Source organism: Chromohalobacter moromii (assembly GCF_023091865.1).
In the GTDB taxonomy this organism is placed as follows: Bacteria; Pseudomonadota; Gammaproteobacteria; order Pseudomonadales; family Halomonadaceae; genus Chromohalobacter; species Chromohalobacter moromii.
The window spans coordinates 413735-437437 of record NZ_JAHXDI010000001.1 but is presented as its reverse complement, the minus strand read 5'-3'; the positions used below and the strand labels follow the sequence as shown (position 1 = coordinate 437437).

The window sequence follows — 23703 nt, the reverse complement described above, 5'->3', positions numbered from 1 at the left end:
TCCTTGGGGCAATCGGGCATTCATTCAGGTGCGAAATGGCCACTGCGGACCATTCTGGCGGCGACATCGAGTGCCACCCTCAAGCTACCGGCGTCTGCCTGACCACTTGCGGCCAAGTCGAGCGCCGTTCCGTGATCGACCGAGGTGCGAATCAGAGGCAGCCCCAGCGTCACGTTGGCGGCTTCGCCGAAACCGGCGTATTTCAGTACTGGCAAGCCCTGGTCGTGATACATGGCGAGCACGGCATCGGCGTGCTTCAGGTGGTGCGGCGTAAACAACGTATCGGCGGGCAAGGGACCGACGAGATCCAGCCCATCGCGACGTAGCTCGGCCAGCGCCGGCGCGATGATATCACGCTCTTCGGTGCCCAAGTGTCCGTCCTCGCCGGCATGCGGATTGAGACCGCAAACCAGGATACGCGGCCGCGCGATGCCGAAGTGGCGACGTAGATCAGCGTCCAGAATCGTTGTCACGCGACGTAAACTCTCGGCATCGATGGCATCAGCCACCGCGCGCAGAGGGAGATGCGTCGTCGCCAGCGCCACGCGCAAGGGCGGCTCAGTGCGCTCGGTGGCCAGCATCATCACCACCTCTTCGACGCCACAGGCATCGCGCAGGTATTCGGTGTGGCCGGTAAAACCGGGATAACCGCCCTCGATGATGACACCCTTGTGCAAGGGTGCGGTGACCATGGCATCGGCATGGCCATCTCGACAGGCCGCGATGGCGATATCCAGCGTTTCAAGCACATAGGCGGCGTTGGCGGGGTCGAGTCGACCAGCCTCGGCGGGGGTTCGCAGCCGCACTGGCCATACCGGCAAGACACCGTCACGTGGCGCAGGTACTGGCGCTCCGTCGGCCAAGGGGACGATGCGCACCGCCAGCGCCAGCCGTGCGGCGCGCTCGGCCAGTAAGTCGGGATCGCCGATAGCGACGAGGCGCGTCTCGTGATCCTGCCAGGCCGCCGCCAGTGCCAGCGTCAAATCCGGACCGATTCCCGCCGGCTCGCCGGTGGTCAATGCCAGCACCGGAGAAGACGTCATCACTGCTGGCCGTCTTCCAGGCGGTTATCGATATACGCGCCGGAGCGGATTTCTTGCGTCCAGGCCTCGAGTTCGTCGTTCACTTTGCGCTGGAACAAGGTCTGACGGACCTGTTCGCGCTGAGCATCACGGGTCACGTCCTTCTGGCGACGATCTTCGAGCTCGATCACATGATAACCGAAGCGCGAACGCACCGGCTGAGACAACTCGCCCACGTCCATGTCGTTCACGGCATTCTCGAACGACGGCACCATCTGTCCGGGACGCACCCAGCCCAACTCGCCACCATCGAGAGCACTGCCGTCATCGTCGCTGTACTGCTGCGCCAGCTCGGCAAAGCTCTCGCCACCCGCGATCCGTCGACGAATGTCCTCGGCCAGTGCCTTGGCCTGCTCGTCGCTACGATTCGGATTGGTGCCAATCAGGATATGACGCACTTGGTTCTCGGTGACCACCGTCTTTTGCTCGCTCTGGCCACCACGCGTCTCGATACGCTTGACCAAGTGGAAGCCACTAGGGCTGCGTACCGGCTCGCTGACCTCGCCGTCGGCAAGCTGGGGCACCACATCGGCAAAAATCGTGGGTAACCGGTCACCGCGGCGCCAGCCCAGATCACCACCGGAAAGCGCCTGTTCGCCATCGGAATCGGCCGTGGCAAGTTGCTGAAAGTCGGCGCCATTTTGTAGCTGGCGATAAAGATCGCGTGCCTTGGCCTGCGCCTGTTCGACCTGTTCAGGCGTGGGCGACTCGGGTAGCGCGACGAGAATGTGCGCCAGATGATAGGCCGTATCGGAAGCGTCACCTTGCTGATCGAGGTAGCGATCCACTTCACGATCGGTAATGTTGACGCGACTGGCAACCTGGCTCTGTTGCACCTGGCGCAGCAGCATTTCGCGGCGTACTTGTTCGCGTACCGCCGCCAACGACATGCCATCTTGCTCGAGCGAGTCGGCAAACTCATCCAGCGACATGTCATTGTTCTTGGCGATATCGCGCACGGCGGCATTGAGCTGCGTATCGTCAATGCTCACATTGGCGCGGTCGGCCATCTGCAGTTGGATCTGCTCGACGATCATGCGATCGAGCACCTGGCGGCGCAGGTCCTCCTTGTCCGGCACGGGCACATTGCGCCTGGCCATCTGCTGACTTACCTGGGCCACGCGATCCTCGAGCTGGCTCTGCATGATCGCATCCTTGTTGACGACCGCCACGATGCGATCCAGCGGCTGGGGCTGTGCCAGCGCCACCAGTGGCGTCAACGCCATCAGTAGCATGAAGCCCAGGGAGGCGAACGATCTCAAGCGCATGAAGTCCTCTCTACGTTACTGTCTTGTCGCCGGTTCATGTCTGAACCGGCGGTGAATAGATGCCAGTGTGACTTAGAAGGTAGTCGCCCGATAACCGGGAATGGCTTCCTCGAAGTAACTATCGGCTTCCTGGCCAACGCCACCCAAGCCCTTGAATACGAAGCGCAGGAACAGTCCGCGATCCGTATAGTCGTCATCGATGGTATTGGCGGTGTCATTGTCTTCGACCCACTCGCGCCAGACGAGTTGTACTGCGGAGCAACAGTCGTTGAACTGGATACCTGCCAACTGTTCCAGGGCGCGATCGTTGGTGTTGTCATACAAGAAACGACCGATCAAATCCATACTCGAGGTCGCTTTGTACGCGAACGACACATCGTAATCTTCGCGATTGTAGCCTAGGCGATCTTCGGCATCGTCCTGTGGCTGGAACCCTTCGAGTTGCCAATTGTAGCCAAGGTTCAATACGTGGCCGGCGGGGTCCTGGTACTGCAGGTATGCCGAGGCTTTCTCGGTCATGCTGCGGTCGGGATCATAGAACCAGGCATAGCGGCTACGCCAGCGCTGGGTCATCTGCCACTCCAACTCAGTGATCACCGGCGAGCGGTCCCGCGTAGCGTTGTACCAGTCCTGATAATTGCGCTCACGGTTCGGCAAAGTATCGGGGTCGCCGTTCATGTCGATGTTGCGGTCGGAGAAATAGCTGCTCTGCCCCACCGATAGCGACAAGCGCTCACGCCCGGTAGCGTCTTCCAAAAAGCGTGTAGAAGCGCCATAAGACAACTTGTTGACATCACCCAGGCGGTCGGCACCGGAGAAACGGTAAGGCGACCACAATTGTCCCCAGGAGACGGCACGCTCGCTGGTATCGAAGTCGGGGAAGTCGCTCTGGTCACGCTCCGGCACGTAAGCGTAATAGAGTCGCGGCTCCAGGGTCTGGCGCCAATCGGTGCCGAACAGCGTGGTGTCGCGCTCGAAGATCAGCCCTGAATCCATCGACAGCACCGGCGCCACCAGGGAAGGATCCTCGTCGCGGTCGGTTTGCCGATTGCCGTAATCGAGCTGATAACTCGATTGCCAGAGCTGCGCGCGCGGTTCGAAAAAGCCCCAACTGGGATCGGCGCGCCACCCCAGCGCCGGCGTCAGATGCACGCGCGAGCCATTGGCGGCCTCGCGCAGCGGAATTCTGCGCCGATTGCCGGTTTCCTCATCCGTCCACAGCCCTTGGCTATCGACACCATCGAGGTTGCGCCAGAAGTAGGTCGCGTTGGAGTTCCACTCCTGATAGAAACCGTTGTCCTGGCTCCAGCGAGCATCCGCGCTCAGACTGGGCAACCGATAGAAGGGCTTGTCGTCCTCATCGAGCGGATAGTCGAGCTTTTGATACCCTTGGGCGCGAGCATCGAGGCGCCAAGTATCGCCGCGATACGTCATACGTGCCAGACGTGCTAGGTGATCGGTATCTTGCTCGGCAAAATCGCGGCCGAAATCATCGAAGTAACGACCGTCGCTCGCTGCACCATACGCCAGTTGATAATCCAACTGCGGGGTGAAACGCCCCGCATGCTGATAATCGATATACCAGCGCTCTTCGTCCTCAAAAGCGTCATCGGGATCGTTAGGGTTGTCGCTTGCGCCGCCCCTATCGCTGGCCAGATAGGCGCCTTCGACCGTTCCCCGATCGCTCCCGAACAAGTAACGGAACTCACCACCCAGCATGGTACCGTGCTCGCTCATCCAGCGCGGTGACAGGGTGGCATCGTAATTGGGCGCCAGGTTGAGGTAGTAGGGCTGGGTGTAATCCAGCCCGTCGCCCGAAAAGCCAAGTGTCGGCCACAGAAAACCGCTCTGCCGGCGGTCGTCGATGGGGAAACGTATCCAAGGCCAATAGAACACCGGCACGTCGCCCATTTCCAGGCGTGCATTGGTCGCAGTACCGAAGCCCTCTTCACGATCCAGGGTCACGTCGCTGCCCACCATGCGCCATAGGCGATTACCCGGCTCACAGGTGGTAAAACTGGCATCGTCGAGGCGATAGCGGCCGTCGGCCAGGCGCTGAAGTTCGATGGCATCGCCACGCAAGCGCTGATCGTGGATGACGTAATGTGCATCGTCGACTTGAGCGGCGTCGCTATCCAGCGACATGCTGGCATCGCCGCCGCGCACCAGCAGCCCTGGATTGCGAACCGCCGTCGGGCCCTCGGCGAAGGCGCGATCGCGCTCGGCGTTGACGCGCACACGTGGCGACTCGAGTTGCGTCTCGCCACGCCGCAGCGCCACTTCGCCGGACAAAATGGTGCCGCCATCGTCGCCATAGGCCGCTTCAGCCGAGTCGGTGCGGATCTGCCGAGGCGTATCGCCGGCAGGCAGCTGATAGCCTGGCTCGACATAGCGCCCGCTACACAGCGCACCTTGCGGCGCGCTATCGCCCCAAGGCTGCCAGTCCAACTGCTGCGCAGGCAGGGGAGCGGGAGGCGCTGCGTGGGCAGCGGCGGTCATCAAGCCTGAGAGGGCAGTCCAGAAGAGTCGCTTGCCCATGGTCCTCTGTGTCCTTGCCGAGTGGAATCGGTATTATACAGTCCCTGTCGCGTGCGTCTGCCTCGCGAAGACACACTAAGTGCGACACGCAGACGTACCACGCGGCGCCATGAGCGTCGGCGGTGCGCGACGAGTGAAGGACGCGCCAGGGAATCGACGCCCAGCATGCGGCGGCGAACCAGGCCCGTCAACACGCAACCCATGAGGAGCCTGCATGAACGAGCGCTCGGAAACCCTGCAACGCTGGGTCGCCCGGCAACACGCCCTGCCCTTCGACGCCTGTCCGTTGGAAGACGTCGCCGGCGATGCCAGCTTCCGCCATTACTACCGTTTCCGTCTGCCTGATGGGACCCAGCGCGTACTGATGGATGCCCCACCCGAGCACGAGAACAGCCAAGCGTTCGTGGACATCGCCCGTGCTTGGCGCGCAGCCCAGCTACCGGTGCCTGCTCTGTATGGCGTCGACCTCGAGGCCGGTTTCGTCGAACTCGAAGACCTGGGCGACGACGTCATGCATCTTCACTTGGGAAGCGATGCCGATGCCCACACCTGGTTTGAGCGTGCCCTGGAACTGCTCGAACACATGCAGCGCCAAGCGCCGAGTGCAGCGTTACCCGCCTACGATCGCGACCTGCTGGGACGCGAGCTGGATCTGTTTCCCGACTGGTGCCTGTCGCGCCTGCTCGAGATTCCCGCGCCGCCCGAGTGGCCAGCGCTGCGCGAGGCGCTCATCGACAGCGCCCTCGCTCAGCCTCGGGTCGCCGTTCATCGCGACTTCGACGCCATGAACCTGATGGTGCGCGACGACACGCTGTGGTTGATCGATTTCCAAGACGCCGTGCGCGGCCCTCTCAGCTACGATCTCGTCTCGCTGTTGCGCGGACGCTACCGGCTGTGGTCGCGCGAACGCATGGACGCCTTCATCGAGACCTTTCATCGGCGGGCGGTGACGGATGGTCGGCTGCCCGCCGACAGCGACATCGCCACCTTCACGCGTCAGGTCGAGGCCATGGGCGTGCAGCGCTCGCTCAAGGTGCTGGGGATTTTCTGCCGCCTGGCGTTGCGCGACGCCAAGCCGCGTTATCTGGAGCGCCTCCCGCACTTCCTGGCGCATTTGCGGCAAGGACTTGCGGCGCTCCCCGCGCACGGTGAATTCCTCACCTGGGTGGACACCACCTTCACGCCTGCGCTGTGCCGCGAACTCGATCGCCGGGGCGTCACCCACTCCCTGCAGGAGTGCATTTCATGAAGGCCATGATCCTCGCCGCTGGCCTGGGAACGCGGATGCGCCCTCTCACCGATCATTGCCCCAAGCCACTGCTGCCGGTCGCCGGCAAGCCATTGATCGTGCACCATCTGGAGCGTCTGGCGGCGGCGGGCATCACCGATATCGTGATCAACGTCAGCTACCGCGCCAAGCAGATCGTCGAGGCTCTTGGCGACGGCCGGCGTTTCGGCGTATCGCTCACCTTCAGCCACGAGGCGACGCCCCTCGAGACGGCAGGCGGCATTCGCCACGCACTGCCCTTGCTGGGCGACGCGCCCTTTCTCCTCATCAATGGCGACGTCTGGTGCGATGTCGCACTGGAGACGCTGCCCGCACTGAGGGACGACCTTGCCCATCTGGTATTGGTCGACAACCCCGGCCACCATGCCAAAGGGGACTTCGCTCTCGACGACACGGGACGCGTGCGGCTCGATGGTGCTTCCTGCCTGACCTATGCGGGACTGGCGCTACTCGCCCCCGCGCTGGTCGCCGGATTGCCGGACGATGCCCCAGCCAAACTGGCGCCCTTGCTGCGCGAAGCCATCGTTGAAGAACGCGTGGGTGGCACACACCATCGCGGCGACTGGGTCGATGTTGGCACCCCTGAGCGTCTCGAGGCACTGGACGCCCATCTGCGCGGCATTTGAGATCGGCCGCAGACATCCCCACATTGAGTGAATAGCCATCGCGGCGCTCGCGGCGAGAGGCGACACAGACACACCAATCCCGTTACCATGCAACGTTTTCAGGCCACGCTCCAGGCGCGTGGCACACGCAGACAAATGAGGAATTCCAGCCCATGAAAGCCAGCATCAAGTGGACCGATGGCCGCCAGTTCGTCGCCGAGGCCGGCAGTGGCCATAGCGTGGTCCTCGATGGCAACCCCGAGCACGGTGGTCGCAATACCGGTGCACGCCCCATGGAAATGATGCTCATGGGCTTGGGTGGCTGCACCTCATTCGACGTCATGCAGATTCTCGAAAAGGCGCGTGCCTCCGTGACCGACTGCGTGGCAAGCGTCGAGGCCGAGCGCGCCGAAGGCACGCCCTCGGTATTCACCAAGATTCATGTGCATTTCACGGTGACAGGCCATAGCGTCAAGGAAGCCCAGGTCAAGCGCGCGGTGGAGCTTTCCGCCGACAAGTATTGCAGCGCGTCGATCATGCTCGCGCGCGGCGGCGTCGAGATGACGCATTCCTACGCAATCGTCGAGGCGTGAAGCGCCCGTGTGGCGTGTGCCTGACGACATGGCTCGCATGACGGCATACAAGAAATTGCAATCGACAGATGCGCCGGTCACGGTGGATGTGCATAATACGCGCCTTCCTGCATACGCATCTGCTCGGGTTCCGGCGCCTGTTCGTCGGGTTCAGTACCAACCTGCCAACTGGGAGGCTCGGACGTGACCGATAATCTCCGTCTCCACGGGTTCAACAACCTGACCAGCTCGCTGAGCTTCAATATCTATGATATCTGCTATGCCAAGACGGAAGAGCAGCGCAAGGCTTACATCGATTACATCGACGAGCTTTACAACGCCGAACGCCTGACGCAGATCCTCAAGGACGTCACCAACATCATCGGTGCGCACGTGCTCAATATATCGCGCCAGGATTACGAGCCGCACGGTGCCAGCGTGACCATCCTCATCGCCGAACATGAGCTCGATGAGCACGACCCCGAGCATATCGAGCCGGGGCCGGGACCGCTCCCCGAAACCGTACTCGGACACCTCGACAAGAGTCACGTCACGGTGCATACCTATCCGGAGTCGCACCCGGACAACGGCATCAGCACCTTTCGCCTGGACATCGACGTATCCACCTGCGGCATGATCAGCCCGCTCAAGGCGCTGAACTATCTCATCCACAGTTTCGATTCCGACATCGTGACCACGGATTATCGCGTGCGCGGCTTCACGCGCGACGTCGACGGCCGCAAGCTGTTCATCGACCACGACATCACGTCCATCCAGGACTACCTGGCGGAAGATACCAAGCGCGCCTATCAGATGGTCGACGTCAACGTCTATCAGGAAAACATGTTCCACACCAAGATGTTGCTGAAGGACTTCGAACTCGATAACTATCTGTTCGGCAGCACCCGTCGCGACCTGACCTTCGAGGAAGCCCGCGACATCGAGGATCGGCTGCGCAAGGAGATGTTGGAAATCTTCTATTCCCGCAACCTCGACTGATTTGCCGCTGCGCGGCGACGCCTTGATCCGTCAGTTTGAAGCGAGAAGAAAAAGCGCCCCCCACCTTGGCTAGGCCGAGGTGGGGGTCGCTTTTGGGTATTCCTCTTCTAGCGCCCGGCTTCGCGCTTATAGCTGTAATACGCTTACAGCTTATACACCGATCTGGTCATCACCTGCGACATTACCCGCATGCCCAGCTTGAGAGGAGCAGGGAAGCGCGAGCCGCCCGCCTCCAACGCCCAACGTTCGTGATGCGCTTCGTCGGTACGCATCTGCTCGAGCACCGCCCGCGAGCGCCTGTCGCCCTGCGGCAATTTGTGCATGTGATCGTCGAGGTGACGCCCCACTTGCTCCTCGGTAGCAGCAACGAAGCCCAGGCTGATGTTATCGCCCAACACCCCGGCGAGTGCGCCCATGCCGAATGACGCCGCGTAGAACGCCGGGTTGAGATAGCTGGTCCGGTCATTGAGCTCGCGCAGACGTTCATCGCACCAGGCAAGATGGTCGATTTCCTCGGCCGCCGCTTGTTCCATTTGATCACGCGTCTCATGCAGCTTGGCGGTTGACCCCTGACCCTGGTAGAGCGCCTGGGCGCACACTTCGCCGGTATGGTTGATGCGCATCAGCCCCGCAGCATGGCGACGCTCGGCGTCGGTCATTTCGCCATCCTGCGTGCCTACGGCGGGGTTGGCGCGCGAGGCACTGGCGGCGTGCGGCACCAGCGTGCGCAGGATGGTATCGAACTGCTGGATCAAGTTATCGGTGCGGGAAAGCTGGCGGGACATTTAGGAGTCTCCATGCAACGAAGCGGAGTATAAAAAGCGCGACCATCGTGAAACCGGGCCACTCGAGGAACGAGGGGCCCGGCAGCATCGATGCGTCCATCGCTGGGAAGAAACGCGCAAGATACTGACGCGTTACGGTCAGCCCGCTGGCCAAGTGAAGCGACGACCGCCCATCAAATGCATATGTACATGATAGACTGACTGGCCGCCATGTTCATTGCAATTCATCACCACGCGATAACCGTCCTCGGCAAAACCCAGCTCCCGCGCCAGACGTGCAGCAGTATGCTGTAGCCGTCCGACCAACGCCAGATCGTCCTCTTCGATGTCGTTGAGCGTGGCGATGTGCTTCTTAGGGATGATCAGAATATGCGTGGGCGCCTGGGGATTGACGTCGTGAAACGCCAATACGTGATCATCCTCGTAGACGATATCCGGCTCGATATCGCGGTTGACCATCTTGCAGAACAGACAATCCATGAGCTTTCCTCTCCGAAAATCGATGTCGGTAACCGCCTAGCGGAAGCGGCGCTGATCCAACAACTGCGTCACCAATGGCGCCAGAATCAAATCCATGGCTAGCGACATGCGTGCGCCTGGCACGACCAGGGTATGCGGGCGCGTCATGAAGGAGTCGCGAATCATGGTCAGTAGATACGGAAAATCCACCGAATGCGGGTCGCGAAAGCGAATCACCACCATGGACTCAGCATCGGTGGGAATGTCCTGCACCTCGAAAGGGTTGGACGTATCCACCGTCGGCACACGCTGAAAGTTGATGTGGCTACGCGAGAACTGCGGCTGTATATAGCGCACATAATCGTGCATACGTCCCAGGATGGTATCGATCACCGACTCCTGAGAATGGCCACGCAGATTGGTGTCGCGGTGAATCTTCTGGATCCACTCGAGATTCATCGTCGGCGCTACGCCGACCAGCAGATCGACATGCTTGGCGATATCGTATTCATGCGTCACCAGCCCACCATGCAGGCCTTCGTAGAATAGCAGGTCGGTGCCGCCAGGCACTGGCTCCCACTCGGTGAACGTGCCCACCTGATACCCGGCCTCGATATGCTGCTTGTCTTCAGCATGGATGTAATGACGATGCATGCCCATACCCAGGTCGCCATATTCCTGAAACAGCCCCTCGAGGCGATCGAGCAGGTTGGCTTCCACCGCAAAATGCGAGAGTTCAGACTTGCGACTAGGCTCTTCCTCGAAAATGCGCGCCAACTCATCGCGCGTGTAGCGATGAAAGGCATCGCCGTCGACAAACGCCGCGTGAATGTCCTCGCGCGCGAACATACGCTCGAATGTCCGCTTGACGGTCGTGGTGCCGGCGCCAGAGGAGCCGGTCACCGCGATGATCGGATATTCACGCGACATGGCGCGTTTCTCCGGTTCGCAAAATCTTCGACACTCGGCGCATGCTGACCGCGCGCTCGGCACTGCTCGATCGTACAGCTTCCATGTCGCGTTACCCTGCTCGTCGCTTATCGTTAGTAGAGCGGCATGCCGAACGTCTCATGCGCCGGCATCGCGCTCCCGGGCCACCGCGCGATGGGCGATGTCACGGCGGTACAACGCCTCAGGCCAATCGATCGCGGCCACGCCTTCATAGGCATGCTCGCGCGCCACCGTGACACGCGCCCCTAAGGCCGTCACACATAGTACGCGGCCACCGCTGGTCACGACCCGACCATCGTCGCGCAAGGCGGTGCCGGCGTGGAACACCTTGCAACCCACAGCCTCGGCGCCGTCCAACCCTTCGATGACATCGCCTTTACGGTAGGCGTCGGGATAACCACCGGCCGCCATGACCACGCCCACCGCCGCACGAGTGTCCCAGTCGCAATTCTGGGCCACGAGCTGCCCTTGGGTCGCAGCCAGGCACAGCGATACCAGATCCGACTTCAAACGCAGCAGGATGGGCTGGGTTTCCGGGTCCCCGAAACGGCAGTTGTACTCGATCACCTTGGGAGCGCCTTGCGACGAAATCATCAGTCCTGCATACAGGAAACCGGTATAGGGGCGCCCTTCGGCGGCCATGCCTCGTACGGTGGGCAGAATGACCTCATCCATGATGCGCTGCTCGACCGCCGGAGTAACGACAGGCGCCGGCGAATAGGCGCCCATGCCGCCGGTGTTGGGGCCAGTATCGCCATCGCCGGCGCGCTTGTGGTCCTGGCTGGTGGCCATGGGGAGCACATGTTCGCCGTCCACCATGACGATGAAGCTGGCCTCCTCGCCTTCCAGGAACTCCTCGATCACTACCCGCGCGCCGGCATCGCCGAAGGCATTGCCGGCGAGAATGTCACGCACCGCCGCGTCGGCTTCCTCCAGCGTCATGGCCACGATCACCCCCTTGCCGGCGGCGAGGCCATCGGCCTTGATGACGATCGGCGCTCCCTGCTCACGCACGTAGGCCAGCGCCGGCTCGACGTCGCTGAAAGCGGCATAGGCAGCGGTGGGGATCGCATGCCGGGCGAGGAAATCCTTGGCGAAGGCCTTGGAGCCCTCCAGCTGGGCAGCGGCCTGTGTCGGGCCGAAGATCGCCAGTCCCGCGGCCCGGAAACGATCGACTACGCCTTCGACCAGTGGGGCTTCGGGGCCGACGATGGTCAGATCCACGCCGTTGTCTCTCGCGAACGCCTCCAAACCGGCAAGGTCCGTGGCAGCGACATTCACGTTGGTGAGCTTCGACTCGCGCGCCGTGCCGGCGTTCCCCGGCGCCACGAAGACAGCATCGACCTGTGGTGATTGGGCTGCCTTCCAGGCGAGTGCGTGCTCGCGGCCACCGCCGCCGATGATCAAAACCTTCATCTGGATAAGACCTTATGGAGCTATGACGAAAAAGATCGAGCCATTATGGCAGAAAGCGTGCGTCACGACAGAGCGAGGCGTCAGCGTTCCGGCATATCATCGTCGGACGCCCGGTTCTGACGCATCATGCGCTGCCAGAAACGCAGATTTTCCTCGGCCAGCTCCTGCATCGTCTCTACTGGCGAGTGACGAATCGCCTGCTGCCACTGATCCTGCATATGGCGCTGCTGTTCGAGCATCAGTTGCGTGCCTTGTTCGAGATAACGGGCCAGCGGCAAAGACTGACCCATGGCGTAAATGCGGATCAATTGTTCGAGCAAGTTATTGGAGAAGACATCGGCATCATTGTCGTTGCGCTGCTCCTGCTCGGTGATGATCGACAACAGGATGGGCCGGGTCAGATCTTCACCGCTCTTGGCATCCTCGACGCGAAACGGAACCTCGTCGAGCACCAGGCAACGCAAATCTTCCAGCGTCACATAGTGACTCTGCTGAGTATCGTAGAGACGACGATTGGCATACTTGCGTATCACGCGCACGGCGCAGTCCTTACTAAGGCTTTCATTGCATTGTGCACCGACATTCGAGCAGCGCAAGCTACCCACGACAGCATGGGGCCATGATAGTAGACTACGCGCGCCATTCACGGAGCTTCCATGAACCTCATCCTCTTCGACGACAACGACCGCCTCGATGCCCAGCGCATGCATCTGCGCGACCCCGTACGCCTACGCCACCTGCGCGAAATACATCGCGCCGTGCCCGGCGACGAACTGAGCGTGGGACTGGTCGGCGGCGCGCTGGGGCGCGGTAGGCTGCAATCATTGGACGACACGGGCGCCATTTTCACGGTCACTCTGGATCGCGATCCCCCCGCGCCATTGCCGGTTCATCTGCTGCTGGCACTGCCGCGTCCTCGCATGCTAGCCCGTACGCTCGAGCACGTCACCGCATTGGGGGTGAAACAACTTACCCTGCTGCATACTCGGCGCGTCGAAAAAAGCTACTGGCAGTCGCCGGAATTGGCCCCCGAGAAGATCCGCCATCATCTCATCCTCGGGCTCGAGCAGGCACGCGACACGCATCTGCCATGCGTGACATTCGAGCCACGTTTCAAACCCTTCATCGAGGATCGCCTGCCTGCACAACTGAGCGGGCGTCGCGCGCTGATCGCGCATCCCGGCATGGCCACGACCTGCCCGCGCGGCCTCGACGAGCCCATCACACTGGCGATCGGCCCCGAGGGCGGCTTCGTGCCTTACGAGGTCGAGCGTTTCACGGCTCTCGGCTTCGAAGGCGTACATCTCGGTGAGCGCATCCTGCGCGTCGAAACCGCCGTGACCGCACTGCTCGCACGCCTATTCTGACCCTCATCCGACGCCCCGTCCGAGCCACCTCTTTATGCGACGATGGCTCAGGCGCTAACGTGCTCGTAGTTTGCTTATTCGCGCATGCGATTCGCGAGGACCTCAATCCGCTGTCGATACTGTCGATATTAAGTAGTAGCCCTCGACAAGATTTCGCCAAGGATAATAAGAGGTACTCAGGAGATGGCCCTATTCCGTTCGCCGCACCATCATGAAGCCGTGCTCGACGCCATTCACCGCGCCATGGCCGTCATCGAGTTCTCGCCCGAGGGCCGCATTCTCTCTGCCAATGCCAACTTCCTCGATGCCACCGGATATCGTGCCGATGACCTGATCGGCCAGCATCATCGTCGCCTTTGCGCACCCGAGCTGGCCGCGAGCCACGAGTATGCAGCCTTCTGGGAGCGACTGCGGCAAGGCGAATTCATCGCCGGGCGCTTCAAGCGCCGGACCCACGATGGTCAGCCTCTCTGGCTGGAAGCCTCGTACAATCCGATCTGTGACCGCCACGGAAAGGTGATCCGCGTGGTCAAGACAGCGACCGATATCACCACGCGAGTGCGCGACGAACAGGAGATGAACAGCCGTCTCAATGCCATCGACCGGGCCATGGCGATCATCGAGTTCACGCCGGACGGGCACATCCTGACCGCCAACGACAATTTCCTGAACACGGTGGGCTACACGCTCGACGACATCCGCGGGGTCCATCACCGGATCTTCTGCGCGCAAGACTACGCCGCCAGCCAGGAGTATCGCGATTTCTGGACCCACCTGAACGCCGGTGAATTCATGTCGGGGCAGTTCCAGCGCCTCGATCGACAGGGCCGAACACTGTGGCTCGAAGCCAGCTACAACCCGGTCTTCGATGCCGAGGGGCGGCTTTACAAGGTGGTCAAATTCGCCACCGACATCACCGACCGCGTGACGCGAGAAGACGAAAGCGCGCGCATGGCCTACCGCATCTCATCGAACACGGAGACCTCCGCCAACGACGGCTCGCGCATCATCAACGACACCGTCACCGAGATTCGGCATATCGCCGATCAGGTCGCGACCACGTCGCAACAGCTCGCAACCCTCGAACAGCGCTCCGCGGATATCAATGCGGTGATCGAAAGCATTCATGACATCGCCGAGCAGACCAACCTGCTGGCGCTCAACGCCGCCATCGAGGCTGCTCGCGCCGGTGAGCATGGCCGTGGCTTCGCGGTGGTTTCCCATGAAGTGCGCCAACTGTCGATACGTACTTCGCAAGCCACCCGCGATATCACCACCACCATTGCCAGCCTGCGTGACCTCACACAGGAAGTGAACGGTGGCATGCAGGCTTGCCTAGGCAGTGTGGAGAACGGCGTCCGCATGGCGGGGGAAGCCGGGCATGCCATCGATAAAATTCGTGCCGGGGCCAACGACGTCGTCAGTGCCATCGCTCATGTCGCCTCTACCCGGCCTCACCTCGATACCGAACAAGCTTCCCCCACAGCGCACGCCGCTTCCGCCTGACACGCGCCTCCTTGCCTCTTCTTCACGTATCGGTCCACCACCGCAAGGGGGTGGACCGGCGATGACTCGCGTCAAAAAAATGGACATGATCCACCATATATGTACAATTCTTGTACATATAAATGTTTCGCTTTAGCACCACATCCATACATTTAGTAACAAAAAGAAACACTTGATAGCGAATCTTTCACCGCCCAAGACATGGAGACTCCATGGTCCGTTTCCGCCAGCATCGCCGCGACGCCGCCATGCTCGAGGCACTCGATCGCGCTACCGCCATCATTCACTTCCATCCAGACGGGACAGTGCTCGATGCCAACGAGAATTTCCTGAAGATAACGGGGTATCATCTCGACGAGCTTCAAGGGCGACACCATCGCTTATTGTGCGAACCGGCTCACGCACAAAGTGCCGCGTATCGCGACTTCTGGCGGCGACTGGCGCAGGGCGAATACATGACCGGGCGCTACAAGCGCATCGGCAAGGAGGGGCGACCTGTCTGGCTTGAAGCCTCTTATACGCCGATCATCGGGCGCTCGGGACAGGTCAAGCGCGTGGTCAAGACAGCTAGCGACATCACCGACAAGGTGCGTGCCGAGAACGACATGCGTAGCCGCCTCGACGCCCTGGATCGCTCGACGGCCATTATCGAATTCACGCCTACGGGCGATATCCTGACGGCCAACGCCAACTTCCTGGGGACCGTGGGATATCGCCTCGAAGAGGTCGTGGGGGCGCATCACCGTCTTTTCTGCGCGGCCGAGTACGCCAACAGCCAGGCATACCGAGACTTCTGGACGCGCCTCAATGCCGGTGAATTCATCGCTGGGGAGTTCAAGCGTCTCGATAGCCGGGGACGGACACTGTGGCTCGAGGCCACCTACAACCCGGTTTTCGACCATGACGGAAACTTGTACAAGATCATCAAGTTCGCCACCGATATCACCCAGCGCATCGAGCGCCATCAAGCGGAATCGAACAGTGCCCGCATGGCTTATCGCATTTCCACCGACACTGACGTCAGCGCAACCGACGGCGCACGCATCATCGGCGAGGCCGTTGAGGAAATCCGCCATATCGAGGCTCGGATTCGCCAGACCTCTACCGTCATCGACGAACTCACACGGCGTTCGCAGGACATCAATGCGGTCATCGAGAATATCCAGCAAATCACCGAGCAGACCAACCTACTGGCGCTCAATGCCGCCATCGAAGCAGCACGCGCGGGAGAACATGGCCGCGGGTTCGCGGTGGTCGCCCGCGAGGTGCGCGAGCTATCGACCCGCACGTCGCACGCCACCCGCGACATCGTGTCGACGATCGACACCCTGCGTGAACTGACCCAACATGCCGATGCCGGGATGCGCGACTGCCTGAGCAGTGTGGAAGGCGGGGTGCAGCGTGCGGAGGACGCCGGCGAGACGATTCAACGCATCCGTCAGGGAGCCAATGAGGTGGTGGCTGCCATCGAGCGTTTCTCCGCGACGCTGGACGACGACCGAGGAACAGAGCCGGCCTATCCGTCGCCGCAGGCGATCGCGACACCTCTACCGGCGACCGCCTGAGCGACACGCTTACCGCGCCGAGGCGTCGCGCAGTGCCTCGAGCAAGGCAGGCGTAGGAAAGCCATCCGGCGTAGCGCCCTGACTGCGTTGATAAGCGCGCAGTCCCTTGCGGGTATTGGGTCCCACTATCCCATCCGGCGAGCCGCCGGTGGAAAAGCCCAAGGCATTGAGGCGACGCTGCATTTCCTTGATCTGGGTACGCGACAACGGGTCGACCTCACGGGGCCAGGCGCCTTGAATACCGTCGCCGCCAGCGATGCGCTCGGCCAGCGTCACGACCGCCAGGGCATAACTGGTCGATGCGTTGTAGCGCATGATGGCGCGGAAATTGGGGCCCACCAGGAAGGCCGGCCCGCGCGCCCCCGCCGGGGCGATCACCGAGGCCGCGTCGAACGTCGGCAAGGCTCCCTCGCGTGCGGCCACGCCCTGTGCCCGCCATGCAGCGCTGGAATGACGCACCGACAGCTCGGTTTGCGCATAATCAAAATCTTCGGGCAAAGTGACTTCCACACCCCAGGGCTGCCCTGCCTGCCAGCCGGCCTCCTCGAGATAATAGGCCGTCGAGGCCATCACATCGTCCACGCTGCCCCAGATATCACGGCGACCGTCACCGTCAGCGTCAACGGCATAGGCGAGGAAGCTCGACGGCAGAAACTGCGTATGCCCCATGGCACCCGCCCACGAGCCACGCATATGCTCGCGGTCGATATCGCCGCTTTGCAGAATCTTCAAGGCAGCGAGCAGTTCGCGACGGGCGAAGTCCTGACGCCGCCCCTCGAATCCAAGCGTAGCCAGCGCATCGATGGTCGAGAAGCTGCCGAAATGGCTGCCGTAGTTGCTTTCTACCCCCCAAATCGCCGTCAATATCTCGGCTGGCACCGCATAGCGATTCTCCGCATGCATCGCGGCATCGCGTTGATCATCGAGTTTTGCACGCCCCTGGCGGACGCGCTGATCGGAGACTGCCGTGTCCAGATACGCCCAAACCAGTCGGGAGAACTCCGGTTGCGAACGATCGAGTTCGATGATTCGCGGCTGAAAGCGGACATCGTCGAAGGCCGCCGCCAGCGTGGCGCCATCAATGCCTTCCGCCGCCGCATACTTCCGGTAGTCTTCCACCCAGGCGGCGAACCCGGCGAATTCCCGCGACGACGCTTGTTCATCGTTCGAGGTCTTAGCGGTGTCGGCACTTGGCGCCTTCGCCGATAGACTATCGACCTGAGCCGAAGAAGCCGCAGTATCGCTGGTCGCCATGCCTTGGCATCCCGCCAGACAAAGCCCCAATGCGAGGCTGCAAATGGGTCGTTTCATGTATCGTTCCTTGTCAATGACGACGATGAAGGCCAAACGCCGAGCGACGCGGCCAAAACAGGCCGACAGGGCCAGCTGCCGGGCACGATCATGCTACCTAGGCGACGACGTCGCCACCAGAGTCATCATGGCCTGAAAAACATGCACCGCTGCATCTTTCGCCATCCAGGCTATGGCGAGGCCAGGAAAGGACATGGTACATTCGATCAACCATCCCGTTTTGGCGCCCGACGCAATAAATCACCAAGCAATACAAGCCGCTGTACACAGCTTCGCGCCAAAGCGTTCCGAAGGAGGAGAGACACCATGACAGGACACCCCCTGCCCGGCTGCCTGCCGCTGCGCATGCCCTGCCATTACGGTGCCCATCGTCTGTCACTCATGCCAGCCGGCGATGCAACCGACCGCACCCCTGCCTGGATGCTGGCACCCCGAGGGATCAGACGCCCTTATCTGACGGACCCACCCGTCGTTCGCGACTGACGTTCACGCTACCGCCGTCCATACTCGTATCCGAACCTCCGCCCGGACGGTCGCGGGTACCCCCAAACGTTAAACGACAAGAGCAAGTTGCATGTCATTGCTACTGATCGTGCTGTTGCCGCTGCTCGGCAGTCTGTTGCCACTGCTGGGTTCGAACCAGCGACGCCACCAATGCGCCCTATTGACCGCCGTGATGCCCCTCATCGCACTGTTGGTCACATTACGCGAGACGCCCGGCGTACTCGCCGGCGATGTTCCACGCCTGGCCTTCTCGTGGGTGCCAGCTCTAGGCCTGGATCTTGCCTTGCGCCTCGATGGTCTCTCGCTATTGTTCGTGCTGCTGATCCTAGGGATCGGGCTGCTGATCATCCTCTATGCGCGCCACTACCTGGCCGAAGCGGACAATATGCCGCGCTTCTATGCGTATTTGATGCTCTTCATGACCTCGATGCTGGGCATCGTGATGGCCGACAACTTGATCCTGCTATGGATGTTCTGGGAGTTGACCAGCCTATCGTCCTTCTTGCTGATCGGCTTCTGGAGCCATCAGTCAGCCGCACGCAAAGGGGCTCGCATGGCGCTGGCCGTCACCGGCATGGGAGGGCTGGCACTGCTTGCTGGCTTTATTCTGATCGGCCAGATCGTGGGCAGCTTCGATATGCAGACGGTGCTCGATAGCCGCGATGTCATACTTGCAGATCCGCGTTATCTGCCAGCACTGCTATTGGTTCTGCTCGGCGCGTTCACCAAGTCGGCGCAGTTTCCGTTCCAGTTCTGGCTTCCCCAAGCCATGGCGGCACCGACACCGGTATCGGCCTTTCTGCACTCGGCCACCATGGTCAAGGCTGGGGTCTTCCTGCTGGCTCGCCTGCACCCGGCGCTGGCCGGATCGCAAGAGTGGCTGTACCTCGTCAGCTTGACCGGGTTGGTGACCATGCTTTTCGGCGCCTATTTCGCGCTGATCAAGCTCGATCTTAAAACGATTCTGGCATATTCGACGGTCAGCCACCTGGGGCTGATCACCATGCTGTTCGGCCTCAACAGCCAGATGGCAGTGGTTGCCGGCATTTTCCATATTCTCAACCACGCGACCTTCAAGGCGGCGCTATTCATGACCGCCGGCATCATCGACCACGAATGCGGCACGCGGGACATTCGCAAGCTCAAAGGGCTATGGCGCTACATGCCGATGACCACGGCGCTGGCTACCATTACCGCCGCCGCAATGGCCGGTTTTCCCTTGCTCAACGGTTTTCTCTCCAAGGAGATGATGCTCGCCGAGACGCTTGAGACGCCGCTTCTCGGCGGCCTGGCATGGCTGATTCCCGCCCTGGCTACCATCGGAAGCATCCTGGCTGCCGCGTACTCGCTACGCTACGTGCGCAATACTTTCTTCGACGGTAAGCCGCGTGAGCTGGAGAAGACCCCGCACGAAGCACCATTTCCCATGCGTCTGCCCGTCCTGGTGCTCGCCATCGTGTGCATCATCGTCGGGCTTTTCCCTGCCTTCATCGCCACGGGGCTATTGACGGCCGCCGCCAATGCCGCCTTGACGATGCCCGCTCCCGAACTTCACCTCAGCATCTGGCACGGTTTCAATCTGCCCTTGCTGATGAGCGCAATCGCGTTGGTCGGTGGCCTCATGGTGTACGTGCTACGCCAGCATCTGTTCACCTTCCACCGCCAATTCCCATCGCGTGACTCGCTGGCAATCTTCGAGGGCGCCGTGCAACGCCTAGTGCGCTTCACTCAATGGAGCATCGATACCCTCGAAAACGGTTCGTTGCAACGCTACATGCTGTGGGTCGTCATCAGCGCCCTGGTCGTGTCTGGCATGAGTTTGATGGGAATCGAGACCTTGAAAGGCGAGTTGGCCATTCAGGAGGCCGATCCCTTACTCATCGTCGGTGCCGCGATCACCTGTTTCGCCGGTTTGGCGACGGCTTTCCTGCACCGCCGCCGCCTGATTTCGCTGATCATGCTCTCGGTGGTCGGCTTGATGGCATCGCTGGCTTTCGCGCGCTTCTCGGCGCCTGACCTGGCACTGACCCAGTTAGCAGTCGAGGTGGTCACGGTCATCCTCTTGATGTTGGCGCTCTTCTTCCTACCACAGAAGACGCCCAAAGAGTCGAGTGCGTCGCGCATCGTGCGCGATGTTCTGATGGCAGCGGGCTTCGGCGGTGTTGTGGCGAGCCTTAACTATGCCCTGCTGACACGCCCCTTGAACTCGATTTCCGACTACTTCCTCGAGCACAGTGTGCCCGGCGGCGGCGGGCATAATGTGGTCAATGTCATTTTGGTCGATTTCCGTGGCTTCGATACGCTGGGCGAGATCACGGTGTTATGCATCGCGGGAATCGGCATCTACAAGCTACTCAATCGCTTGCGCCTGTTCATGCCCTCCAGCGATAGCGAGGGACGCCCCTGGTCGCCGGACCGCTACCCTATGATTCTGGCCTCGGTTTCCCAATCGCTATTGCCCATGGCCTTGCTGGTCTCGGTCTTCATTTTCCTGCGCGGCCATAACGCTCCAGGCGGTGGCTTCATCGCGGGGCTGGTGACGGCGGTGGCGCTGATCTTGATGTACATCGCCCATGGGGTCGAATGGGCCCAGCAACGCTTGTCGTTCCAGTATCAGCCGATTGCCGTCGCTGGCGTCGCCATTGCCGCGCTGACCGGGGTCGGCAGTTGGGTCTTCGGGTATCCGTTCTTGACCTCGGCCTTCGGCCACTTCCACATCCCGCTGATCGGTGACGTGGAGCTGGCGACGGCCATGCTGTTCGATCTCGGTGTCTATCTTACCGTGGTCGGTGCCACGCTGATGATCCTTGCCAACCTGGGCAAGGTAACCACATCGCACCGCCCCTCCAAGCAGAAGGAGAAAGCGTGATGGAAGCGCTATTCGCGACCACCACGGGGATCCTGGCCGCCAGCGGATTGTATCTGGCGCTACGCGGGCGAACCTTTCCCGTGGTTGTCGGCCTGACGTTGTTGTCCTATGCCGTCAATCTGTTCTTGTTCTCAACCGGCGGGCTTACCACCGACGGTGCGGCCGTGATAAGCGATGGCGCCGGTAAGTACGCCGACCCGCTACCGCAGGCCTTGGTGCTTACCGCCATCGTCATCGGCTTTGCCATGACCGCCTTCTCGGTGATTCTCGCCATGCGCGTACGCGGTGACGTGGGCAGCGACCACGTCAACGGCAACCGCGTCGACGAGCCGCGGGAGGACAAGTCCTGATGCAGCATTTGATCATTCTGCCGGTTCTTTTGCCGCTGCTCACTGGAGTGGCATTGCTGATCCATCGTGGCGGCGCGCTTACCTTACGCCGCACAGCTAACGTACTCTCGACGATCGCCCTGGTAGTGATAGGAATCTTGCTGGTCGCCGACAGCACCGACGATACCATCCGCTATTACGCTTTGGGCGACTGGCAACCGCCATTTGGCATCATTCTAGTACTCGACCGTCTATCCGCCCTGATGGTGCTGCTTACGTCGCTACTGGCGCTGGGCAGCTTGCTCTATGCCTGTGCCGGTGACGACGAGCAAGGCTCTAACTTTCACGGGTTGTTCCAGCTGCAACTGATGGGCATCAACGGCGCCTTTCTGACCGGCGATCTCTTCAACCTATTCGTCTTCTTCGAAGTACTGCTCATCGCTTCTTATGCGTTGTTGATGCACGGCGGCGGCAAGGCCCGCACGCACGCCGGCTTTCATTACGTGGCGCTCAACTTGCTAGGCTCGATGCTGTTTCTGATCGCGCTGGGCATCCTCTACGGCACCATGGGCACGCTCAACATGGCCGACATGTCAGCAGTCGTGACCACGCTGGATACCGCCGACCTGGGACTGGTAAAGGCTGGCGCTCTGTTGCTGCTGATCGTGTTCGGGCTCAAGGCAGCCATGTTGCCGCTATACTTCTGGTTGCCACGGGCCTATGCCGCCGCGCCGGCGCCTATAGCAGCCCTTTTCGCGATCATGACCAAGGTCGGGATCTATTCGATCATCCGTGTGTATACGCTGATCTTCGGTGAGCAGGCCGGTCCCCTGGCCAATCTCGCCCAGCCGTGGATATGGTGGCTAGGCTTGGCCACGCTCGCGCTCGGTGCCGTAGGCGTGTTATCCGCACGCGACATGCGCACCCAGGTGGCGTATCTGATTCTGGTCTCGGTGGGCACACTTTTAGCGGGTATCGGCATGCACAGCGAAGTCGCGTTGGGCTCACTGCTGTATTACTTGATCCACACCACCCTGGTCAGTGGAGGCATGTTTCTGTTGGTCGATGCCATTGCACAGCAACGCGGCAAGGCCGGGGCCCGTATCGTACAGTCTCGTACGCTGACGCAGCCCGCTACACTGGGGCTGATGTTCTTCGCCGGCACCATCGCCATGGCCGGCTTGCCGCCGCTTTCCGGTGCCTTCGGCAAGGCCCTGCTGCTTCAGGCCGCAACGACGGCACAGCAGCATTGGTTGTGGCCGATTCTTCTAGGTAGCGGGCTCGCTTCCTTGATAGCACTATCGCGTACCGGCTCGACCATCTTCTGGCGGGCATCGGGCGAGAAGACCGGCATCACGCTGGGCCCACTGCGCGTCACCGGCACGCTCATGCTGATCGGCTGTGCGCCGCTAATGGTGGCCTTCGCCGGCCCCATTACGGCATTCACCCAGGCGACTGCCGCTCAATTGCTCGACCGTGATGCGTATGTAGAATCCATTATCGCCCGCGGCGACACTGGAGGTGATACATGATTCGTCCTCGCAAGTGGCTACCGATGCCGCTGTTGTCGGTCTTGCTACTGATCGTGTGGCTGCTGTTGATGAATGGCGTTGCCTTGGGTCACTGGCTGCTCGGCGGATTTCTGGCCATCGTCATCCCACTGATTACTAAGCCCTTCTGGGAAGCACAACCCAGGATCAAGAAACCTTGGCTCATGGTGCGTTACTTCTTTCGGGTGCTGCTCGATATCGTGGTCGCCAACCTGGAGGCCTCCAAGGTCATACTCGATCCGCGAGGACGGGCACGTCCTGCCTTCGTCGAGTACCCGCTCACGCTGCAGGAGAATTTCGCGATCACCATGCTGGCCAGCACCATCACCCTGACACCTGGGACGGTTTCGGCGCACCTGCGCATGGATGGCAAAACCCTGTTGATCCACGTCTTGGATGTGGATGATATCGGCGACATGAAACGTCATATCCATGAGCGCTACGAGCGTCCGCTCAAGGAGATCTTCGAATGCTAGATTTTGCCCTCAAGGTCAGCGTGGCGTTGCTATCGGTCGCGATCGTACTCAACCTCTACCGTGTCGCAATCGGCCCCAGCTTACCTGACCGCATCCTGGCGCTGGATACCATGTACGTGAACTCCATCGCCTTGATCGTGCTGTTCGGTATCTGGCTAGGGCATCGCACCTATTTCGAAGCGGCGCTACTGATCGCCATGCTCGGTTTCGTGAGTACCGTGGCGGTATGCAAGTACTTGCTGCGCGGCGATATCATCGAATAG

22 protein-coding genes are annotated in these 23703 nt (G+C 61.2%); 13 read left to right on the top strand and 9 right to left on the bottom strand.

What is annotated here, in order from left to right; translation table 11 throughout:
* Positions 1 to 20: 20 nt before the first annotated feature.
* The 3 genes from pdxA to KZO83_RS02015 all read right to left on the bottom strand — a co-directional run bounded on the left by pdxA (position 21) and on the right by KZO83_RS02015 (position 4888).
* Positions 21 to 1043 carry a 4-hydroxythreonine-4-phosphate dehydrogenase PdxA gene (pdxA, locus tag KZO83_RS02025; protein WP_247619569.1) on the bottom strand — a complete coding sequence of 341 codons (1023 nt, stop codon included), beginning with the start codon at positions 1041 to 1043 and terminating at the stop codon, positions 21 to 23.
* The gene (locus KZO83_RS02020) at positions 1043 to 2350 is read right to left on the bottom strand and encodes a peptidylprolyl isomerase (RefSeq protein ID WP_247619568.1); all 1308 of its coding nucleotides are present in this window, start codon (positions 2348 to 2350) and stop codon (positions 1043 to 1045) included. Before KZO83_RS02020 ends, pdxA begins: the two co-directional genes overlap by 1 nt.
* Before the next feature lie 72 nt (positions 2351 to 2422).
* A complete protein-coding gene (locus KZO83_RS02015) occupies positions 2423 to 4888 on the bottom strand; it encodes an LPS-assembly protein LptD (RefSeq protein ID WP_247619567.1) in 2466 nt (821 codons plus the stop codon).
* A 214-nt stretch (positions 4889 to 5102) separates the two neighbouring features.
* On the opposite strand from KZO83_RS02015, the gene KZO83_RS02010 reads away from it, so the two are divergent.
* The 4 genes from KZO83_RS02010 (at position 5103) to speD (ending at position 8352) form a co-directional block, all read left to right on the top strand.
* A complete protein-coding gene (locus KZO83_RS02010) occupies positions 5103 to 6137 on the top strand; it encodes an aminoglycoside phosphotransferase family protein (protein ID WP_247619566.1) in 1035 nt (344 codons plus the stop codon).
* The gene (murU, locus tag KZO83_RS02005) at positions 6134 to 6802 is read left to right on the top strand and encodes an N-acetylmuramate alpha-1-phosphate uridylyltransferase MurU (protein ID WP_247619565.1); all 669 of its coding nucleotides are present in this window, start codon (positions 6134 to 6136) and stop codon (positions 6800 to 6802) included. The genes KZO83_RS02010 and murU overlap by 4 nt, the downstream gene beginning before the upstream one ends.
* A gap of 152 nt (positions 6803 to 6954) precedes the next feature.
* Positions 6955 to 7374, top strand: a complete 420-nt coding sequence (locus KZO83_RS02000) for an OsmC family protein (protein ID WP_247619564.1) — start codon at positions 6955 to 6957, stop codon at positions 7372 to 7374.
* Between the two features lie 183 nt (positions 7375 to 7557).
* Entirely contained in the window at positions 7558 to 8352 is a 795-nt protein-coding gene (speD, locus tag KZO83_RS01995) for an adenosylmethionine decarboxylase (protein ID WP_178997753.1), read from the top strand.
* A 143-nt stretch (positions 8353 to 8495) separates the two neighbouring features.
* Here the strand turns inward: speD and coq7 are convergent, their stop codons facing one another.
* From coq7 to phaR, 5 genes are all read right to left on the bottom strand, one after another.
* Entirely contained in the window at positions 8496 to 9137 is a 642-nt protein-coding gene (coq7, locus tag KZO83_RS01990; protein ID WP_178997751.1) for a 2-polyprenyl-3-methyl-6-methoxy-1,4-benzoquinone monooxygenase, read from the bottom strand.
* A gap of 138 nt (positions 9138 to 9275) precedes the next feature.
* Positions 9276 to 9617, bottom strand: a complete 342-nt coding sequence (locus KZO83_RS01985) for a histidine triad nucleotide-binding protein (protein ID WP_178997749.1) — start codon at positions 9615 to 9617, stop codon at positions 9276 to 9278.
* Between the two features lie 36 nt (positions 9618 to 9653).
* A complete protein-coding gene (locus tag KZO83_RS01980) occupies positions 9654 to 10526 on the bottom strand; it encodes a phosphoribulokinase (protein WP_075370205.1) in 873 nt (290 codons plus the stop codon).
* Positions 10527 to 10664: 138 nt separating this feature from the next.
* Positions 10665 to 11963 carry a phosphoribosylamine--glycine ligase gene (gene purD / locus KZO83_RS01975; protein ID WP_247619563.1) on the bottom strand — a complete coding sequence of 433 codons (1299 nt, stop codon included), beginning with the start codon at positions 11961 to 11963 and terminating at the stop codon, positions 10665 to 10667.
* Positions 11964 to 12043: 80 nt separating this feature from the next.
* Positions 12044 to 12502 (bottom strand): polyhydroxyalkanoate synthesis repressor PhaR, encoded by a 459-nt coding sequence (gene phaR / locus KZO83_RS01970; protein ID WP_247619562.1) that lies wholly within the window; start codon positions 12500 to 12502, stop codon positions 12044 to 12046.
* Between the two features lie 117 nt (positions 12503 to 12619).
* Here phaR and KZO83_RS01965 point away from each other — a divergent pair, with 117 nt between their 5' ends.
* From KZO83_RS01965 to KZO83_RS16310, 3 genes are all read left to right on the top strand, one after another.
* Complete coding sequence (locus KZO83_RS01965; RefSeq protein WP_247619561.1) at positions 12620 to 13330, top strand: 16S rRNA (uracil(1498)-N(3))-methyltransferase; 711 nt, start codon at positions 12620 to 12622, stop codon at positions 13328 to 13330.
* A 183-nt stretch (positions 13331 to 13513) separates the two neighbouring features.
* The gene (locus tag KZO83_RS16315; protein ID WP_272493564.1) at positions 13514 to 14836 is read left to right on the top strand and encodes a methyl-accepting chemotaxis protein; all 1323 of its coding nucleotides are present in this window, start codon (positions 13514 to 13516) and stop codon (positions 14834 to 14836) included.
* Positions 14837 to 15048: 212 nt separating this feature from the next.
* A complete protein-coding gene (locus KZO83_RS16310; RefSeq protein ID WP_272493563.1) occupies positions 15049 to 16401 on the top strand; it encodes a methyl-accepting chemotaxis protein in 1353 nt (450 codons plus the stop codon).
* Positions 16402 to 16410: 9 nt separating this feature from the next.
* On the opposite strand, the gene KZO83_RS01940 is transcribed toward KZO83_RS16310, so the two are convergent.
* On the bottom strand, positions 16411 to 17712 hold the full coding sequence (locus KZO83_RS01940) for a lytic murein transglycosylase (RefSeq protein ID WP_247619560.1): 1302 nt from the start codon (positions 17710 to 17712) through the stop codon (positions 16411 to 16413).
* Positions 17713 to 18018: 306 nt separating this feature from the next.
* Here KZO83_RS01940 and KZO83_RS01935 point away from each other — a divergent pair, with 306 nt between their 5' ends.
* The 6 genes from KZO83_RS01935 to KZO83_RS01910 all read left to right on the top strand — a co-directional run bounded on the left by KZO83_RS01935 (position 18019) and on the right by KZO83_RS01910 (position 23703).
* The gene (locus KZO83_RS01935) at positions 18019 to 18195 is read left to right on the top strand and encodes a hypothetical protein (protein ID WP_178997736.1); all 177 of its coding nucleotides are present in this window, start codon (positions 18019 to 18021) and stop codon (positions 18193 to 18195) included.
* Between the two features lie 91 nt (positions 18196 to 18286).
* Complete coding sequence (locus tag KZO83_RS01930) at positions 18287 to 21085, top strand: monovalent cation/H+ antiporter subunit A (protein WP_247619559.1); 2799 nt, start codon at positions 18287 to 18289, stop codon at positions 21083 to 21085.
* Positions 21085 to 21435, top strand: coding sequence for a Na+/H+ antiporter subunit C (locus KZO83_RS01925; RefSeq protein WP_178997732.1), 351 nt, complete (start codon positions 21085 to 21087; stop codon positions 21433 to 21435). The genes KZO83_RS01930 and KZO83_RS01925 overlap by 1 nt, the downstream gene beginning before the upstream one ends.
* Positions 21432 to 22946 (top strand): monovalent cation/H+ antiporter subunit D, encoded by a 1515-nt coding sequence (locus KZO83_RS01920; RefSeq protein WP_247620163.1) that lies wholly within the window; start codon positions 21432 to 21434, stop codon positions 22944 to 22946. The genes KZO83_RS01925 and KZO83_RS01920 overlap by 4 nt, the downstream gene beginning before the upstream one ends.
* Entirely contained in the window at positions 22943 to 23440 is a 498-nt protein-coding gene (locus tag KZO83_RS01915) for a Na+/H+ antiporter subunit E (RefSeq protein WP_247619558.1), read from the top strand. Before KZO83_RS01920 ends, KZO83_RS01915 begins: the two co-directional genes overlap by 4 nt.
* A complete protein-coding gene (locus KZO83_RS01910) occupies positions 23434 to 23703 on the top strand; it encodes a K+/H+ antiporter subunit F (protein WP_178997728.1) in 270 nt (89 codons plus the stop codon). Before KZO83_RS01915 ends, KZO83_RS01910 begins: the two co-directional genes overlap by 7 nt.

Coding starts and splice junctions, on each gene's coding strand:
- KZO83_RS02000 (WP_247619564.1), top strand. CDS start 6,955: ATGAAAGCCAGCATCAAGTGGACCGATGGCCGCCAGTTCGTCGCCGAG.
- pdxA (WP_247619569.1), bottom strand. CDS start 1,043: ATGACGTCTTCTCCGGTGCTGGCATTGACCACCGGCGAGCCGGCGGGA.
- KZO83_RS01985 (WP_178997749.1), bottom strand. CDS start 9,617: ATGGATTGTCTGTTCTGCAAGATGGTCAACCGCGATATCGAGCCGGAT.
- purD (WP_247619563.1), bottom strand. CDS start 11,963: ATGAAGGTTTTGATCATCGGCGGCGGTGGCCGCGAGCACGCACTCGCC.
- KZO83_RS01980 (WP_075370205.1), bottom strand. CDS start 10,526: ATGTCGCGTGAATATCCGATCATCGCGGTGACCGGCTCCTCTGGCGCC.
- KZO83_RS01940 (WP_247619560.1), bottom strand. CDS start 17,712: ATGAAACGACCCATTTGCAGCCTCGCATTGGGGCTTTGTCTGGCGGGA.
- KZO83_RS02010 (WP_247619566.1), top strand. CDS start 5,103: ATGAACGAGCGCTCGGAAACCCTGCAACGCTGGGTCGCCCGGCAACAC.
- KZO83_RS01930 (WP_247619559.1), top strand. CDS start 18,287: ATGTCATTGCTACTGATCGTGCTGTTGCCGCTGCTCGGCAGTCTGTTG.
- KZO83_RS02015 (WP_247619567.1), bottom strand. CDS start 4,888: ATGGGCAAGCGACTCTTCTGGACTGCCCTCTCAGGCTTGATGACCGCC.
- coq7 (WP_178997751.1), bottom strand. CDS start 9,137: ATGTCCCGCCAGCTTTCCCGCACCGATAACTTGATCCAGCAGTTCGAT.
- KZO83_RS01910 (WP_178997728.1), top strand. CDS start 23,434: ATGCTAGATTTTGCCCTCAAGGTCAGCGTGGCGTTGCTATCGGTCGCG.
- KZO83_RS01925 (WP_178997732.1), top strand. CDS start 21,085: ATGGAAGCGCTATTCGCGACCACCACGGGGATCCTGGCCGCCAGCGGA.
- KZO83_RS01965 (WP_247619561.1), top strand. CDS start 12,620: ATGAACCTCATCCTCTTCGACGACAACGACCGCCTCGATGCCCAGCGC.
- KZO83_RS16315 (WP_272493564.1), top strand. CDS start 13,514: ATGGCCCTATTCCGTTCGCCGCACCATCATGAAGCCGTGCTCGACGCC.
- KZO83_RS01935 (WP_178997736.1), top strand. CDS start 18,019: ATGACAGGACACCCCCTGCCCGGCTGCCTGCCGCTGCGCATGCCCTGC.
- KZO83_RS16310 (WP_272493563.1), top strand. CDS start 15,049: ATGGTCCGTTTCCGCCAGCATCGCCGCGACGCCGCCATGCTCGAGGCA.
- KZO83_RS02020 (WP_247619568.1), bottom strand. CDS start 2,350: ATGCGCTTGAGATCGTTCGCCTCCCTGGGCTTCATGCTACTGATGGCG.
- KZO83_RS01915 (WP_247619558.1), top strand. CDS start 22,943: ATGATTCGTCCTCGCAAGTGGCTACCGATGCCGCTGTTGTCGGTCTTG.
- murU (WP_247619565.1), top strand. CDS start 6,134: ATGAAGGCCATGATCCTCGCCGCTGGCCTGGGAACGCGGATGCGCCCT.